Here is a 15,995-nt window from a genome sequence, read left to right as displayed (position 1 = left end):
AACCCCACCGACACTGCTCGATCTCATCTCTGGCGACCGAGCCGATAACAGTGTCGCCTCGATTTCGTGTCGCTTCGGACAACGACCACCCGCGCCCGACATACTGCCCAGGTTCGACCTGATCGTGGGACCAGATCCATCCTTTCGGCACTCCCGGCCGGCACCGCCGGAAGCGGAGCGCCGAACCGGTGTACTGCGGCGCCTGTCGGGCACCCGATCCGTGCGCCGCGACCGCAGCGGTGTGGTGCGACCGGTCCCGGTGCCGAGAAGGAGGCCCGATGGATCTGGACGTCGAGGGAATCGAGCAAACCGTATCGACCGGCGCACTGCCGGGCTGGGACCGGGTGGAGAAGCTGGTCGGGGCGGCCTACGAACGATATCTGCCGTTGCAGTCCGGGGCCGTCGCCGACTACATCCCCGTTCTCGCCGAAGCCGACCCCGACCTGTTCGGCATCGCGGTCGCCGAGGTCAACGGCGATCTACACAGTGCGGGCGCGGCCCACGCGCAGTTCAGTATCCAGTCGATCGCCAAGGCGTTCGTCTACGCCCTGGTCTGCGACGCACTCGGGCACGAGGTTGTGCTCGACCGGGTCGGCGTGAACAACACCGGCCTGGCGTTCAATTCGGTGATCGCCATCGAACTCAACGACGGCCATCCGATGAACCCGATGGTCAACGCGGGCGCATTGGCGACGACGGCGATGATTCCCGGAGCCACCCCCGCGGAACAATGGGAACGCATCCGATCCGGTCTGTCGCGATTCGCCGGACGGCCGCTCGATCTGGACGGCGCGGTATACCACTCGGAAATGCTGACCAACCAGCGCAACAAGGCCATCGCGCGGCTGCTGGAAAGCTACGGCCGCATCGATATCGACCCGCTCGAGGTCGTCGACGTCTACACCAGGCAGTGCTCGCTGCTGGTCGACGCCCGCGACCTGGCGATCATGGGCGCGACGCTGGCCGACGGCGGGGTGAACCCGGTGACCCGCGAACGAGTCGTTTCCACCCAGGTCTGCCGCGACACGCTGGCAGTGCTGGCCGCCACCGGGATGTACGAGCGGTCCGGCGAATGGCTGTTCGAGATCGGGTTGCCCGCCAAATCCGGTGTCGCGGGCGGGATCGTCGCCATCGCACCGGGCAAGGGCGCCATCGGCACCTACTCCCCGCGCCTGGATTCCGCGGGCAACAGCGAACGCGGCATCCGCGCGACCGCCTATCTGTCGCGCACGCTCGGCTTGAACGTCTTCGCGTCCGAGGTCCACGATCAGAAGGGCTCCCGAGCATGACCACCGAATCGGCCGATACGGCAATCACACCCGAGCGCGCGTCCTGGCTGCCGATGGTCGGACTGTTCTTCGCGCAGATCCTGATGTCGTTCAATGTTGCCGCCCTGCCGATTTCGCTGGGCGGCATGGTCGACGACTTCGATGTGGCACCGACAGTGGTGAGTTCGACGATCGTCGTCTACGGTCTCGCGGTCGCGGCGCTGGTCATGGTCGGCGGCAAACTCGGCCAGCGGATCGGCTGGGTGACGATCTTCCGGGTGGTCGTCACGACATTCGGAGTCTCGGCGATCATGATGATCATCTCGCCGTCGGTGGGCTGGGCGATCGCCGCACAGGGTGTGGCCGGAGCCTCGGCGGCGATCATCGTGCCCGCCCTTGTGGCGCTGATCGCGGAGAACTACCACGGTGATCAGCAGGCCACGGCCATCGGTTCGCTCGGCTCCGCACGAGCCATTTCCGGGGTGAGCGCCTTCCTTATCGGTGGCGCGCTCGGCAGCCTCGTCGGCTGGCGGCCGGTGTTCGGCATCGTGCTCGTGCTGGCGGTTGTGGTATTCGCGTTCAGCTTCACGCTGCGTTCCGACGACGGCGATGCGAGCATCGAGATCGACCTGGTCGCCGCGGCGCTCATCGGCGCCGGAATCGTGCTGCTCACCATCGGTTTCAACAATCTGAACGCATGGGGTGTGTTCTTCGCCGATCCGGAAGCGCCGTTCGATCTGCTCGGCGTCTCGCCGGCGCCGGTGCTGATCGTGCTCGGCATCATGCTCGGGCAAGCATTCATCGGGTGGACTCGCCGGCGGATGCGCGACGGGAAGGCGCCGCTGATCGATCTGTCGGTGCTCGGCAGTTCCCGCGAGCGGGCCGCGGTGTACGCCATGTTCATCGTCGTGGCGCTCGAAGCGGCATTGATCTTCACGGTCCCGCTCTACATCCAGATCGTGCAGGGCCGTTCGCCGTTCGACACTTCGCTGGCGATGATGCCGTTCAACCTCACGGTATTCATCACCGCGATGCTGGTGGTGCGGTTCTACAAACGGTTCAGCCCGCGCGCCATCGGAATGTTCTCGTTCAGCCTCACCACCGCGGCACTCATCTGGCTGGCCTATGTGGTCACCAACAACTGGGAGACCGTGCCGACGATCTTCGGGCTCATCGTCTTCGGAATCGGCCAGGGCGCGCTGGTCACGCTGGTGTTCAACGTACTGGTCACCTCCGCGCCGAAGAAGCTGGCAGGCGATGTCGGCTCGCTACGCGGCACCACCCAGAACCTCGCCTCGGCGGTCGGCACGGCGTTGGTCGGCGCGATGCTGGTCACCATCCTGAGCTTCGTGGTCGGCCGGGAGATCATCGATGACGTCGAACTGCCGGATTCGCTGATCGCGCAGGTCGACCTGGACAACGTCAACTTCGTCAGCAATGACCGGTTGCGTGAGGTCCTCGAACGCACCGACGCCACACCGGAACAGATCGATGCGGCGGTCGCGGTGAACGAAGACGTCCGGCTGCGCACACTCAAGTTCGGGTTGCTGATCCTCGCCGGAATCAGCGCGACCGCGATCGTGCCCGCGAGCCGTCTGCCGGATTACCGGCCGGGCGAGATCCCGGATCCGTCGCCGGAGAAGGACTGAGCAGAGTCGTATCACTCGATGCGGTCCTCATCGCCCCGAGCACGGACTTCCCGGCGGTCCGGCCCGCCGCGAGTCGAACCGCGGGCCGGCCGGCGCGTCGTGGAAGACTTTCCGTATGACGAATGCCGAGTGGGGCGCGGTAGACCGGTACCTGGTGCAGACCGTGGTCGGCGAGGCCGATACCGACGTGCTGGAAGCGAATGCGGCCGCAGGCTTGCCCGCCATCGATGTCTCGCCGACGCAGGCGAAGTTCTTGCATCTGATCGCGCGGACGATGGGCGCGCGGCGGGTGCTGGAAATCGGGACGCTCGGCGGGTACAGCACCCTTTGGCTGGCGCGGGCCGTCGGCCCGCAGGGCCGGGTGGTCACCATGGAGTACGAGCCGAAGCACGCCGAGGTCGCGCGAGCGAATCTGGACCGCAAGGGCGTCGGCGACAGGGTCGACATCCGCGTCGGCGCCGCGCTGGACAGCCTCCCGGTGCTCGAACAAGAGGGCCAGGACCCGTTCGACCTGGTATTCATCGACGCCGACAAGGTCAACAACGCCAACTATGTGCGCTGGGCGCTGCGACTGACCCGGCCGGGGTCGGTGATCATCGTCGACAATGTGGTGCGCGGCGGGAAGATCACCAACGGACATTCCGAGGACTCCGCGGTCCGCGCCAGCCGCGAAGTGCTGGAACTGCTGGACAGCGAACCGCGCTTGGATGCCACCGCGCTGCAGACCGTCGGCAGCAAGGGGTGGGACGGTTTCGCGTACGCGCTGGTCACGGACTGACGGAAACGCCAGGACGCGCTGTTGTGGTTATCGTGGGTGCATGGGCGTGATCGGCGAACTGTTCCCCGGCAAGAAGCTGACCGACGAAGGCAGCGCGGACAGCAATGGTGAACCGCACCGGCCGCAGCTCGATATCGATCTGAGCGCGGGAGTCATCCGGGTGACGGGCACCGCTGAGGCACGTTCCGAACCGGAACCGGAGGACTGATCGAGGCCCGCCGGCCGATCCCGGTCGCACACCGCCCCGCGCTATACCGCCACCTGGTTCGACGCCGGCGGATGGATGACACCGGCGAAGCCCCGATCCAGGCTGTAGGTGTTGCGCTGCACAGCATTGCCGGCATTGCCCTCGACGACGGTCACCGTATTGCCACTGCGGGCGACCACCAGACCGATGTGGTTCTGGTGACCCCACACGATCATGTCGCCCGGACGAGCCTCCGAAATATTGCCATCCCGGCCCCATCCCCATCGCCGGGCATCCGACCAGACGGCGCTGACCAGGTTCTTATTGGTCCAGTTCACATCCATGCCGCCTTGCGTCCACGCCCAGTCGGTGAACGAGGCGCACCACGCCAGATCGCCAGGGATGTTGTAGGGCCGGTTGACGTGGTTCGGACTGGTCTCTCTCACACCATTGGCGAATTCGCCCTCGGCGGCCCGGATCGCGGCATCGATAGCGGGCACTCCGGTCGAGGGCGCTGAGGTCCACGGAGTCGGTGCCGGCGCACTGGCGGGGGCGGGCGAGCCCGCCGAACCCGAGTAGGCCGCCGGGGCAGGGCCGCTGGACGCCATGCTGATCGGACTCCGTCCGCCCATCGTGCTCGGGGCATTGGCCATCACCGGCTTCGCGCCCTGCGTGGCCGCGCGAATCCCATTGGCCCACTCCTGGATCCGGGTTTTCGCGTCGTCGACCAGATCGTGTACATCGCCGGTGGTGCGCAAGGCGATGGCGGACAGCCGGTCGGCGACGTGCGGCGCGATGTATTTCTGATCTTTGCCCGGGCCCGGCGCGTTCGTGAGGGCATCGCTCAGGCCGCGTACCTTGCCCATCACCTGACGGTAGGTGGTGTCAGCGGTTCTGAAGGTTTCCGAGACCGAACTGTCGACACTTTTGCCCTTGTCGCGCAGTTCGTTCTCGATGGCCTGGAAATCGCCCTTGCGCGAGCCGTACTTCTCCAGGATCACCGATTTCGCCTCGACGCCGTCGATATCGGAGTTGCGCAGCAGCTTCGCTTTTCGCAGCTGTTCGAGCAGATCCGGTTGCGCGCCGGGTTCACCCGAGGCGAACTGTAAAACGCTCGCTCGCAGAGCGAGCTTGACCATCTTGACAACCGATACGAGGCCCGGCGGGAAGTCACCGCGAACAGGAATGGCGTCGATTTCCGCGAGATCGGTCGTCAAACTCATCGACGGCACCGCCTTTCGGCCGACCGGACCGTCATCCCCCGTGGGCCGACATACAGGAGCATCCGGATCCTCACTCGCCCACGACCATCAGGCCACCTGATGAAAGACACCTGCGACGCCTCGAGTATCGCTGATTCCCAACAATGGGAACGCGTCCGGCGTATTTCCCCGACGGCGCGTCCCGGCGGCAACCCTGGACAGTGCGGCATATCGCTGGCAACCTGGCCGCCGGACCGTTTCGCGTCGAGAAACGGATGGTTGTCGAGCTGTACCCGGGAATGAATCTTCCGAAGGAGACAGGCAATGCCACGCTCGAGCTTGATGTCCCGCTTCACCACCGGCCTGGCGGCGACCGCCGCGGCCGCCATGCTGTTCACCGGACACGCCGCCGCGGAACCGCACACCGTCGATTGGACCGCCGCCGCCGAGCAGCTGCGCGTCGTCGCGACCGGCAACCCGGCCGCCGAACAGGCCATCGACCGTCTGCTGGCCGATCCGCAGCGCCTCGACGACGCCGCCGAGGAGGTGGCGCTGCCCGCGCAGCCGTTCCAGATCCCGGCCCAGTCCGATATCGGTCGCGGCGGCGGTGCGGGCGTCTACGGTTCCGGCGTCGCGCTCGGCATCGACGGCTTCCGCTTCGGCTTCTTCGGCGGACCCGGCACCATCGCCCCGAACCAGACCGGTGCCAAGCTCGAGGTGATCTGGCTGAACCTGTCCAACGGACGCAGCGGCACCGAGGTGCTGACCGAGCACAACGACATCCCGGTCGATACCACGATCCGCTCGCGCGTGATCGATCCCGGCGCAGGCATGGTCGTGGCCGCGGTCTACGGCACGCTGTGGCACCGCTGGTCGGTTCCGGTCAGCGATCAGCACCCGGACGGGTTCCAGTACCAGAAGGGCACCATCTCGTTCCCATCCATGGGAGCAGTCGTCAATTGACAACGTTCGCTCACTGAGGCCGGGCGCGTTCTGTGAGGTCACAGGCGCGCCCGCGCTCATCTGGAGGTTTGCGTGCGGGGGCGGACACAAGGCCCGATTTGTCGCCTTTTGCTGTGACCTGTCACACGTGCGCTGATACGGTAGGCATCCGATATGCCCGTTCGATTCGCTAGGTCGAGTACCGACGCGAGAGTTCTGTGGAGGTGTTCGTGGTGAACCTGGCGCATACGCTGGAGGCCGTCAAAGCGCTGGGGGTGTTGCGATCGCGTGGGGTCAGCGATCCCAAAGCGCCGCTGGAAACCCTGAAGACCATGAAGGAGACGCGGGTCTACGGCCCGCACGCCGCGCTGGTCCGGCATTCGGCCCGGATCGCCCCCGATCAGGTCGCCCTGGCCGACGAGCGCGGTGAACTCACCTACCGCGAACTCGACGAACAGTCCACCGCCGTCGCACGCGGGCTGCAGTCCGCAGGCCTGACCGAGGGCATGGTCGTCGGCGTGCTGGCCCGCGATCATCGCGGCCTGATCCTGGCCGAGGTGGCCGCCGCCAAGCTCGGCGTGCGGATCGCGCTGATGAACACCGGCTTCGCCAAGCCGCAGTTCGCCGAGGTCTGTGCGCGCGAGAAGGTCAAGGCGGTGCTGCACGACAGCGAGTTCCTCGGCCTGCTCGACGCTCTGCCCGCGGATCTGCCGCGCTTCCTGACCTGGGTCGACGAGGGCGCCGCACTGCCCGAAGGCGCCACCACCTTCGACGACCTGATCGCCGCGAACTCCACCGAGCCGCTGCCCGCCCCCAGCAAGCCGGGCGGCTTCATCATCCTGACCAGCGGCACCACCGGCCTACCCAAGGGCGCCCCGCGCACCAAGGTGACGCCGATGGCGACCGCGCAGTTCGTGGACCGGGTGCCGTTCCCGCGTCGCGGCACCATGGTGATCGTCTCGCCGCTGTTCCACAGCACCGGCCTCGGCACCTGGCTGGTCGGCACCGTGCTCACCAACAAGATCGTGATGCGGCGCCGCTTCGACGCCGAGGCCACGCTGAAGATGATCTCCGATCACAAGGCCGAGATGCTGGTCGCGGTGCCGACCATGCTGCACCGGATGACCGAGCTGCCCGCCGAGGTGCGCGCAAAGTACGACCTGTCCTCGCTGAAGGTGATCCTGCTCGCCGGTTCGGCGCTGGCACCTGAGCTGTGCATCCGCGCCACCGAGGTGTTCGGGCCGGTCCTCTACAACCTGTACGGCTCCACCGAGGTGGCCATCGCGACCATCGCCACCCCCGACGAACTCGCGAAGGCGCCCGGCACCGTCGGCCGCCCGCCGATCACCTGCGATGTGCGGTTGTTCGACGACAACGATCAGCGCGTGCTCGACAAGAACGTCACCGCCCGCATCTTCGTGCGCAGCGGCGCACCGTTCGAGGGCTACACCGACGGCAGGCACAAGCAGATCATCGACGGCTACATGTCCAGCGGCGACGTCGGCCATTTCAATGACGACGGCCTGCTGATGGTCGACGGCCGCGACGACGACATGATCGTCTCCGGCGGCGAGAACGTCTTCCCGCAGGAAGTCGAGCAGCTGCTGCTCGAGCGCGAAGACGTCTTCGACGCGGCAGTGGTCGGCGTGGACGATGTGGAGTTCGGTAAGCGGCTGCGCGCCTTCGTCGTTCCCGAGCCCGGCCACACCCCGGACGCGGAGCAGATCAAGACCTTCGTCAAGGAGAACCTGGCTCGGTACAAGGTGCCGCGCGAGGTGGTCTTCCTCGACGATCTGCCGCGTAACCCGACCGGCAAGCTGCTGCGCCGGGTACTGGTGGATTACCAGGTCGAGCAGTAGATCGCGAAGTAAGAGACGCCGGGGTCGAGGTGGACATCGACCCCGGCGTCGGCATCTCTGAGACGAGCACCACTACTCGCCGGTAATGCTTGCTATTGTTAGCGCCAGCACTGGATCTCGAGGTTGCGATCCACACCACCCCGGTCACGGTGGCGGGATCGCGGAAGGTTGTTTGCCGCATGTCTCTGTCGACCCCAGCCCCCGTCCGCAAGGCGCGTGACCTCGCTCTGGGCGTGAATGTCATGGTCAAGCGCGGATTGTTCAACCCGCTGCGCCTCGATCACGGGGCCCGCTCGTTCTACAACATGCGCAAGTACGGCCCATTCGCCGGCGTCGTCATGCACGCCGCGCAGACCCGGCCGAACGCCGCCGCGATCGTCGACGAACACGGCGAACTCACCTTCGGTCAGCTCGACGAGCTGTCCAATGCGTTCGCTCGCGGGCTGTCGGCTCAGGGCATCGGCCAGGGCGACGTGGTCGCGGTACTCGCCCGCGATCATCGCGGCATGGTGCTGAGCCTGCTGGCCACCGGCAAGCTCGGTGTGCGCGCGGTGCTGATGAACACCGGATTCGCCAAACCGCAGTTCGCCGATGTCGCCGAGCGCGAAAAGATCAAGGCGGTGCTGCACGACAGCGAGTTCTTCGACCTGATGAGCGCCATTCCGGCAGACATCCCCCGCGTGCTCACCTGGGTGGACGAGAAGGACGGCGCCGATCCGTCGATCCCGACCATCGAATCGCTGTCGGCGGGCCGCTCCACCGAGTCCATGCCCGCGCCGGCCAAGCCCGGCGGCATGGTGATCCTCACCAGCGGCACCACCGGCACGCCGAAGGGCGCACCGCGCGATCGGGTCAGCCCCTTCATGTCGGCCCAGTTCCTGGACCGGGTGCCGCTGCCCAAGAACGGCACCATGGTGATGGCGGCGCCGATCTTCCACGGCACCGGCCTGTCCCAGTTCACCCTCGGCCTGGCGCTCGGCAACCGGGTGATCTTCCAGCAGCGCCGCTTCGACCCCGAGCTGACGCTGGCCAATATCGTGAAACATCGCGCCGATTCACTGGTCGTGGTGCCCACCATGCTGCAGCGCATGCTCGACCTGCCCGCCGACGTGCTCGCCAAATACGACATGACACCGCTGAAGGTGATCTTCGCGGCCGGCTCGGCGATTCCGCCGGACGTCGTGGTGCGCACCGCCGAATACTTCGGCGACGTGCTCTACAACCTGTACGGCTCCACCGAGTGCGCGGTGATCACGGTGGCCACCCCGGAGGATCTGCGTAAGGCACCGAGCACCGCGGGCCGCCCGCCCGCCGGCATCCGGATCGCGCTCTACGACGAGAACCGCAAGCTCATCACCGAGCCGAACGTCACCGGCACCATCTTCATCGAGAACGCGCACGGCTTCCGCGCCTACACCGACGGCCGCACCAAAGAGCGCGTGGACGGCATGATGTCCAGCGGCGACGTCGGCCATTTCGACGACGACGGCCTGCTGTTCATCGACGGCCGCGACGACGACATGATCGTCTCCGGCGGCGAGAACGTCTTCCCGCAGGAAGTCGAGCACCTGCTGTCCAACCGGCCGGACGTGCTGGAGGCGGCCGTCGTCGGCGTCGACGACCGCGAGTTCGGCAAACGGTTGCGCGCCTTCGTGGTGCCAGGGCCGGACTCCAACCGCGACGTCCAGGAGATCAAGGACTACGTCAAGCAGAACCTGGCCCGGTACAAGGTGCCGCGCGAGGTGATCTTCCTCGACGAACTGCCCCGCAATGCCACCGGCAAGCTGCTGCGCAAGCCGCTGGTCGAGATGGATGTCGACGGGTCGTAGGCGTCGCTCGGGGCTCGCGTTCGGCCGCGAGCCCGGTACGCGGCTACTGCCGACGGCCGCTTGTCCGCCCCCAGCTACCAGCCCGGAGCCCGCAATCGCCGAGGCAGCAATGGGACGAAAACTCCTCAGCTATCATCGGCGAGTGATTATCAGGTTCGGCCGACCCCCTGCGGATGACCGCAGCGGCATCGCGCAGTTGCGCGGTGGGGCGGCCGGATCGTTGTCCGGCACCATCTCGGTGGCCGCGCACGGCTGGGCATCCGGTGGAATGGCGCCGAGCAGCAGCACGTTGGCTCTCCTTCTCGCGGCTTCGGCTCTGGTCGGCGCGCTGGTCGCCGGGCCGGGCCGGCTGCGCACCGGATCCGCCGGGCTCCTCACCGTCCTGGCCGCGGGCCAGCTGCTCGGCCACCTCGCCATGGGGTGGGGGTCCGGGCATCTGCATCACGGCGACGTCCAACTGACGCCGACCATGATCGCCGCGCACCTGGTAGCCGTCGTGATCGCGGCGCTGCTGATCCGGGGCGCCGAATTCGCCTATCGCATGGGTAGGTCGGCCTTGGCCAGGGTTGTGCCGTTGCGGTATCACCCGCCCGCCATCGCCGGGCCTGCGCCGCTGCGAACCACGCATCGTGATCGCGTCATCCTGTGGGTGCTCGCCGCCGATGCGTCCCGCACTCGCGGACCACCTTCGACTGTTCGTCTCTGAATCAACTTCACCTGGACGCAATCGGCGGTCGGGCCACCGCGTGTGCAACACGGTGACGCCACCGCACGTCGCACGCAGCTGTCGTCGAACCGTGCTGCGCGGCGATATCCGGCGAGGCCTGCACCCGTCCGGTCAGGCGCACCTGCGGCAGGCCCTCCTCCCCGAAGGCCATGCCCCCGTGCGCCGAAACGACGTAGGCCGCCGGAATATCGCCTCGCCGTGAATGCCACGACGCGTGCGCACCGATGTCGTCCAGGTTCCGTTTCGCCCCACCCGAAGGGTCTGCCGGATCGCAGACGGGCGTGAGCCCCGCGACCGATGGCCGCAACCCGGGTATCTCTCGACAGGACGTAGTCGAACAACGATGAGTACCACCGATATCGAGACTCCACCGACGGAGTCCACACCCCCATCCGGTTCCCGGACCGGGCCATGGGCCGCGGCGCGCGCGCTCGCGCTGCGGCTGCATTTCTACGCCGGCGTCTTCGTCGGCCCGTTCATCTTGATCGCGGCGATCACCGGCGCGCTGTACGCGATCTCCCCGGCGCTGGAGTCGATCGTCAACCGCGATCTACTGCACGTCGACTCCTCCGGGCCCGCGCAACCGATCTCCGCGCAGGTCGAGGCCGCCGTCGCCACCCGCCCCGATCTGCCGCTGGTCGCGGTCGCACCGGCACCGGAATCCGGCGACACCACCCGGGTCATCTTCAGCGATCCCACGCTCGGTGAATCCGAACGCCGCGCGGTGTTCGTCGATCCGGCGACCGCGACACCGGTCGGTGAATCGGTGGTCTACGGCAGTTCGGGTGCGCTGCCCATGCGCACCTGGATCGACCGGCTGCACCGCGACCTGCACCTGGGCGACCCCGGGCGGCTCTACAGCGAGCTGGCCGCGTCCTGGTTGTGGGTCATCGCGCTGGCCGGTCTGCTGCTGTGGGTCCGGCGGGTGCGGGCGCGGCGCGACCGCAACTCCGCGGGCTGGCTGCTGATCCCGGACCGCTCGGGTAGTGGCCGCGGACGCACCCTGAATTGGCATGGCGCCGTGGGTTTCTGGATCCTGCCCGTGCTCTTGCTGCTGGCGGCGACCGGGATGACCTGGTCGACCTATGCCGGCGAGAACATCACCGAGCTGCGCGAGAACCTCAGCTGGACCACGCCTGCCGTCAGCACGTCGCTGCCCGGCTCCGATGCGCCGGCGAGCCATGCGGGTGGCGACCACCATCACGGTGGTTCGACACCGATGCCGACCGGCGATCCGGGTGATCGGGTGGCGCAGCTGGATCGGGTGGTGGACGCCGGGCGCGCCGCAGGCATCGATCGGCCGGCCGAGATCGCGATTCCCGCCGACGATTCGACGGCCTTCGCGATCAAGGAACGGCGCATGCCCGGCACCTACACCGTCGACGCCGTCGCGGTCGACGGAGCCACCGGGGCGATCACCGCGCGCCTGCCCTATGCCGACTGGCCGCTGATGGCGAAGCTGTCCAACTGGGGCATCCAGTTCCATATGGGCCTGATGTTCGGCCTGCTCAACCAGCTGCTGCTGCTCGCGGTGATGATCGGCCTGATCACCGTGATCGTGCGTGGCTACCTGCTGTGGTGGAAGCGGCGCCCCACCCGCGCGGCCGGGCGGTTCGCCATCGGTAAACCGCCACAGCGCGGCGGGTTGCGGCGCAGTCCACTGGTGCTGATCGTGCCGCTGGCCGCGGTGACGGTTCTGATCGGCTGGTTCGCGCCGTTGATCGGAATCAGCCTGCTGGCCTTCCTGGTGGTCGACGTCCTCGTCGGACAGTTCAGGAGACGCGCCACCGGGTAGCTCCGGCTCCGCGATACAGGCCCGCCCCGGCGGTGGGCCTGGTTCATCGTGCGAATTTTCGCCTCGGCGCCGAGCCGAGGAGTGGTTCCGCGGGCCGTGCGACCACTGCAGCCCGCACCTGCGGGCCCGTCGGCCGCGCGCACACGCGCTCGGTCGAGTCCGCCACGGTGGAGCGCACACACCGGCACGTCGGTTTCGGGACTGTCCGACCGACATCCGCGAACCACGGCTGTCCGCCTGTGCCGGGCTCATGCCCCGCACAGCCGTGCGCATGCCAGGGCACGGGTGAGAACCACAGCCGCACAAGCAATTCGGGTCGTCCCGTCGGCATCGACTCTACCGACCCGGCCCGAGGTCATCTCTCCACACATGAGAAGGAAACAACTCCCATGAAGTTCACCAAGCTCGCCCTGATCACCGTCGCCGCGACCACCGCTCTCGGCGTGACCGCTGCCACCGCACAGGCCGCTCCCGAGCCGGAGGCGGTCGGTTTCACCGCGACGGCGACCGAGACGTCGAGCGTCATCAGCACCGACGCGGGTTCGCTCGTGGTCGAGGACCGGGTGCTGAAAATCAAGGCTCCCAATGGCACCGTGCTGGCGGGTACGCCGCTGACCTTCCGGGTCGACGAGTTCGAATTCCCGATCGCCGCCGAGATCTCCGGCCGCACCGCCACGCTCACCCCGCAGTTCGATCTCGCGCACGCCGCGTACCGCCCGGTCGCCCTGCCCTTCGAGGACAAGGCCACCTACAAGTCCGAGTACGAGCGTGAGAAGGACGCCTGGAGCCGCATGACCAGCACCATCGGTCTCGGAGCCAGTATCGCCGCCCTGGTCGGCGGAATCGGTGGCGCCGCGGTGGGTTGCGTGCTCGGCGGCATCGCCGGCGCCACCGTCGCCTCGGCGACCATCGTCGGCCTGTTCGGGCCGTTCATTCCCGCGGCCGCGGTCGGCTGCATCGGCGGTGTCCTGGCCGTCGGCAGCCTAGGTGCTGTCGTCGGTCAGATCCTGATCACCGCGCCCGTCGCGATCGGCGCGGCGATCCAGTACTTCACCACGATCAACGCCCCGTTCCCGGCCAAATGATCTGATCTGGCGGCTCCTGCGTCCCGGCGCACACCATCCCGGGGCGCAGGAGCCCGAGCGGTAGGGCAGCCGAAGGCTCAGTCGCGCACTCCTGCTGGGGAACGCCGCGATCCGTACCGGATGACGCGCCGCGCATCCGGACCGGATCCGCAGCGCGGGTTCAGCCGTCCGAGCACCCGGCTCGGAACCGCGGTTCGGCCGAGGCCTGCGTAAGTCCGGCGAGGCGACCGCTTCGAGAAGCGGCGACCCAGGGTGTGGTCGGCTTTTCCGCCGCCGACGTCGCGGGACGAGGCCGCGGGCGGCGGCGGGTCTGCCGGATGCTGTCGCTGCGCCGGAGACGCTCGCCTCGTTGCAGGAGGCGCTGCCGGCTGAGTTCCTCGTCGTTCGCGGCGGTACGCCGTTCCAGCAGTTCGTAGTTCTGCTGCACCATGCGGTCGAACACCTGGTCCATGATGTCGTCGGCGTCCTCGGCGTGGCCTGCTTGTCCGTCGGATGCGGGCAGGGCGAACAGAAGCTCGTCGTCCGCGGCGGCCGCACCGTCGACCGAGTAGGCCCGCCGCCGTATGCAGACCGCGATCACGGCCGTGAGCGCCGCGATGATGCAGCACATGAGGGCCTGATCGGTCAGTGCGGCCGTCGTGGCCTGTTGCGCCGCGCCGGCGGCCGGCTCCTGGCCGCTGCCGTCACCGAAGAGCGACTTCACGATGCTGCCGAGCGTCTCTTTCAGATCGTCGTGGTCTTCGGTCATCTTCTTCAATTCCGGTGACTTGCTGTTGAGGTACAGCAGTGTCACCGGCACCAGGACCACATTGGCCATAGCGGCGACGATCGCCACCGACCGCCCGACGCCGATCAGTCGATGCAGCTGGGCCCCGATCAGGGTGGCCGCCGCGGCCGCCGCGATCAACGCGCCCCACCACCCACTGATGGACGCCACGGGCTCGTCGAAGATGCGCAGCGCGGGAACGGACCCCTCCAGCCGGCCGAAGGCGTCGGTGCGCACGTCACCGTGGGGGCCGGTGGCCTTCAACCACGGCTGGCACAGGAGTAGCAGGGTGAACAAGCTCAGCGCTGTGATCGACCAGCACTGCCAACCGGATCGAAATTCGGAATCGGGTCGCATAACTACGCCAACTTGCCCGTGGGGTGCGTTTTCCATGAAATTCGAATTCAACCTTCGGAATTGCTTATTTCACCCCTGCGCGATATGCGAGGGGGTGTGTCACATCTTCGGTGAGCCCTTGTCGCCATCGACGTTCATCAGATTAGAGCATGGGATACGCAGGTCAAATGAGGTTTGCGGCACAAAGAGACATGCGACACAATACTTTTCGGTAACTTGCATTCATGGCCGCACGACCAGTTCTGGACGTGGTTGCCGAAAGCCCTGCATCGAGAAGTTTTCGGTGCCTCGGGAACCACCCGAGAACCCTGACGACGACGAACACCCTGTGACCAGATCCACGCGCGATATCCGAATCCGGCTCGACGCAGATCGCGCGATCACCGCAGTCGGCGCGCACCCGCGGCCGGTGCCGCGGTGAACACGCGGGGCTCGGGCAAACCGTTGCCGACCAGTCCATCTCGCACAGCGATGGTCACCCTATCCACGGCCTGCTGGTCGACCAGCGCGATGACGCTCCCGCCGAACCCACCCCCGACCATGCGCGCCCCATACGCACCCGCGGCCAGCGCAGCCGTCACCGCGGCATCCAGGCCAGGCGCCGACACCGCGAAATCGTTCCGCAGAGAAATGTGCGAGGCGGTCAGGATCGGCCCGATCTGGCGGGGATCGGCGCCCGCGCGTAACAACGCGACGACGTCGAGAACCCGGGCGTTCTCGGCGACGACGTGTCTCGCTCGGCGGAGCAGTACCGGGTCGTCCAGCCGCGTGAGGACGTCGAGCGAATCGATCTCGCGCAGCGATGGCGCACCCAGTTCCGCTGCGGCGGCCGCACATTCGGCCCGGCGCTCGGAATAGCCGCTCTCGGCCAGCCGATGCGGATGCCCGGTGTCGACCACGAGTAGTTCGAGCCCGGAAGCGCGCAGGTCGAACGGAATCTGCGCATGGGCCTCGGGGCCGCCTCGGGTGAAACGCTGGACATCCAGGAACAGCGCGTGCCCGCGGGTACACAGGATCGCCGCGGACTGGTCGAGTATCCCGGTCGGCACACCCACGTAGCGGTTCTCCGCCGCTTGCGTCAGCTCGATGAGACCGCGCTCGGAAACAGGTAGTTCGAACAGATCTCGCAGCGCGAGGGCCACCGAGCAGCACAACGCGGCCGACGACGACAACCCCGCTCCCATCGGCACTCCGCCGTCGATGCGCAGCTCGACACCACCCACGGGATGCCCGCGGCGCGCGAATTCGGCCACCACGCCCACCGGATAACGCGCCCACTCGGGAAGCGCCGCGCGCTCGGTCTCGAGCTCACCGAGCCCGACGGCGATCCGCTCCCTCGGCCGCTGCCGCGATCGCAGCAGCACCCGGTCGCCGCCGCGCCGCCGGGCCGCGCACTCGACGGTCATCGGTAGCGCGATCGGCAGCACGTATCCGTCGTTGTAGTCGGTGTGCTCGCCGATGATGTTCACCCGGCCGGGCGCCACCCAGGTCGCGAAGCCGTCGTTGCGATCGTCGGGCACCGCTCCACTGTACGAGACACGCCGTGCGAGC

13 protein-coding genes are annotated in these 15,995 nt (G+C 67.5%); 10 read left to right on the top strand and 3 right to left on the bottom strand.

Translation table 11 applies throughout. From position 1 onward, the window contains the following. The first annotated feature begins 278 nt into the window (after positions 1-278). From glsA to AC5W7N_RS17970, 4 genes are all read left to right on the top strand, one after another. A complete protein-coding gene (gene glsA, locus AC5W7N_RS17985) occupies positions 279-1,289 on the top strand; it encodes a glutaminase A (RefSeq protein ID WP_495921910.1) in 1,011 nt (336 codons plus the stop codon). Continuing rightward, positions 1,286-2,917 (top strand): MFS transporter, encoded by a 1,632-nt coding sequence (locus AC5W7N_RS17980; protein WP_495921909.1) that lies wholly within the window; start codon positions 1,286-1,288, stop codon positions 2,915-2,917. The genes glsA and AC5W7N_RS17980 overlap by 4 nt, the downstream gene beginning before the upstream one ends. Positions 2,918-3,032: 115 nt before the next feature. Next, positions 3,033-3,695 (top strand): O-methyltransferase, encoded by a 663-nt coding sequence (locus AC5W7N_RS17975; RefSeq protein ID WP_495921908.1) that lies wholly within the window; start codon positions 3,033-3,035, stop codon positions 3,693-3,695. A 40-nt stretch (positions 3,696-3,735) separates the two neighbouring features. After that, a complete protein-coding gene (locus AC5W7N_RS17970) occupies positions 3,736-3,903 on the top strand; it encodes a hypothetical protein (protein ID WP_194991051.1) in 168 nt (55 codons plus the stop codon). 41 nt (positions 3,904-3,944) lie between these two features. Here the strand turns inward: AC5W7N_RS17970 and AC5W7N_RS17965 are convergent, their stop codons facing one another. After that, positions 3,945-5,105, bottom strand: coding sequence for a C40 family peptidase (locus AC5W7N_RS17965; RefSeq protein WP_163809605.1), 1,161 nt, complete (start codon positions 5,103-5,105; stop codon positions 3,945-3,947). A 303-nt stretch (positions 5,106-5,408) separates the two neighbouring features. On the opposite strand from AC5W7N_RS17965, the gene AC5W7N_RS17960 reads away from it, so the two are divergent. From AC5W7N_RS17960 to AC5W7N_RS17935, 6 genes are all read left to right on the top strand, one after another. After that, positions 5,409-6,047 carry a hypothetical protein gene (locus AC5W7N_RS17960; RefSeq protein ID WP_163809603.1) on the top strand — a complete coding sequence of 213 codons (639 nt, stop codon included), beginning with the start codon at positions 5,409-5,411 and terminating at the stop codon, positions 6,045-6,047. A gap of 212 nt (positions 6,048-6,259) precedes the next feature. Beyond that, the gene (locus AC5W7N_RS17955) at positions 6,260-7,885 is read left to right on the top strand and encodes an acyl-CoA synthetase (RefSeq protein WP_175585765.1); all 1,626 of its coding nucleotides are present in this window, start codon (positions 6,260-6,262) and stop codon (positions 7,883-7,885) included. Between the two features lie 179 nt (positions 7,886-8,064). Next, positions 8,065-9,714: an acyl-CoA synthetase gene (locus tag AC5W7N_RS17950; RefSeq protein ID WP_163809599.1), complete on the top strand. Its 1,650-nt coding sequence runs from the start codon at positions 8,065-8,067 to the stop codon at positions 9,712-9,714. Positions 9,715-9,856: 142 nt separating this feature from the next. Then, a complete protein-coding gene (locus AC5W7N_RS17945) occupies positions 9,857-10,420 on the top strand; it encodes a hypothetical protein (protein ID WP_163809597.1) in 564 nt (187 codons plus the stop codon). A 364-nt stretch (positions 10,421-10,784) separates the two neighbouring features. Next, on the top strand, positions 10,785-12,236 hold the full coding sequence (locus tag AC5W7N_RS17940; RefSeq protein ID WP_495921907.1) for a PepSY-associated TM helix domain-containing protein: 1,452 nt from the start codon (positions 10,785-10,787) through the stop codon (positions 12,234-12,236). 389 nt (positions 12,237-12,625) lie between these two features. Next, positions 12,626-13,321, top strand: a complete 696-nt coding sequence (locus AC5W7N_RS17935; protein WP_163809593.1) for a DUF8020 domain-containing protein — start codon at positions 12,626-12,628, stop codon at positions 13,319-13,321. Positions 13,322-13,481: 160 nt separating this feature from the next. Here the strand turns inward: AC5W7N_RS17935 and AC5W7N_RS17930 are convergent, their stop codons facing one another. After that, a complete protein-coding gene (locus tag AC5W7N_RS17930; protein ID WP_194991683.1) occupies positions 13,482-14,444 on the bottom strand; it encodes a hypothetical protein in 963 nt (320 codons plus the stop codon). 380 nt (positions 14,445-14,824) lie between these two features. Then, on the bottom strand, positions 14,825-15,964 hold the full coding sequence (galK, locus tag AC5W7N_RS17925; protein WP_195019862.1) for a galactokinase: 1,140 nt from the start codon (positions 15,962-15,964) through the stop codon (positions 14,825-14,827). Between the last annotated feature and the right edge of the window lie 31 nt (positions 15,965-15,995).

It is taken from the genome of Nocardia sp. CDC519 (assembly GCF_059509835.1).
This window is presented reverse-complemented; position numbering and strand designations above follow the sequence as displayed.

Excerpts from the sequence above, each read along its gene's own strand:
- AC5W7N_RS17930 (WP_194991683.1), bottom strand. The coding sequence starts at position 14,444 with ATGCGACCCGATTCCGAATTTCGATCCGGTTGGCAGTGCTGGTCGATC.
- AC5W7N_RS17975 (WP_495921908.1), top strand. The coding sequence starts at position 3,033 with ATGACGAATGCCGAGTGGGGCGCGGTAGACCGGTACCTGGTGCAGACC.
- AC5W7N_RS17940 (WP_495921907.1), top strand. The coding sequence starts at position 10,785 with ATGAGTACCACCGATATCGAGACTCCACCGACGGAGTCCACACCCCCA.
- AC5W7N_RS17960 (WP_163809603.1), top strand. The coding sequence starts at position 5,409 with ATGCCACGCTCGAGCTTGATGTCCCGCTTCACCACCGGCCTGGCGGCG.
- glsA (WP_495921910.1), top strand. The coding sequence starts at position 279 with ATGGATCTGGACGTCGAGGGAATCGAGCAAACCGTATCGACCGGCGCA.
- AC5W7N_RS17950 (WP_163809599.1), top strand. The coding sequence starts at position 8,065 with ATGTCTCTGTCGACCCCAGCCCCCGTCCGCAAGGCGCGTGACCTCGCT.
- AC5W7N_RS17980 (WP_495921909.1), top strand. The coding sequence starts at position 1,286 with ATGACCACCGAATCGGCCGATACGGCAATCACACCCGAGCGCGCGTCC.
- AC5W7N_RS17970 (WP_194991051.1), top strand. The coding sequence starts at position 3,736 with ATGGGCGTGATCGGCGAACTGTTCCCCGGCAAGAAGCTGACCGACGAA.
- AC5W7N_RS17965 (WP_163809605.1), bottom strand. The coding sequence starts at position 5,105 with ATGAGTTTGACGACCGATCTCGCGGAAATCGACGCCATTCCTGTTCGC.
- AC5W7N_RS17935 (WP_163809593.1), top strand. The coding sequence starts at position 12,626 with ATGAAGTTCACCAAGCTCGCCCTGATCACCGTCGCCGCGACCACCGCT.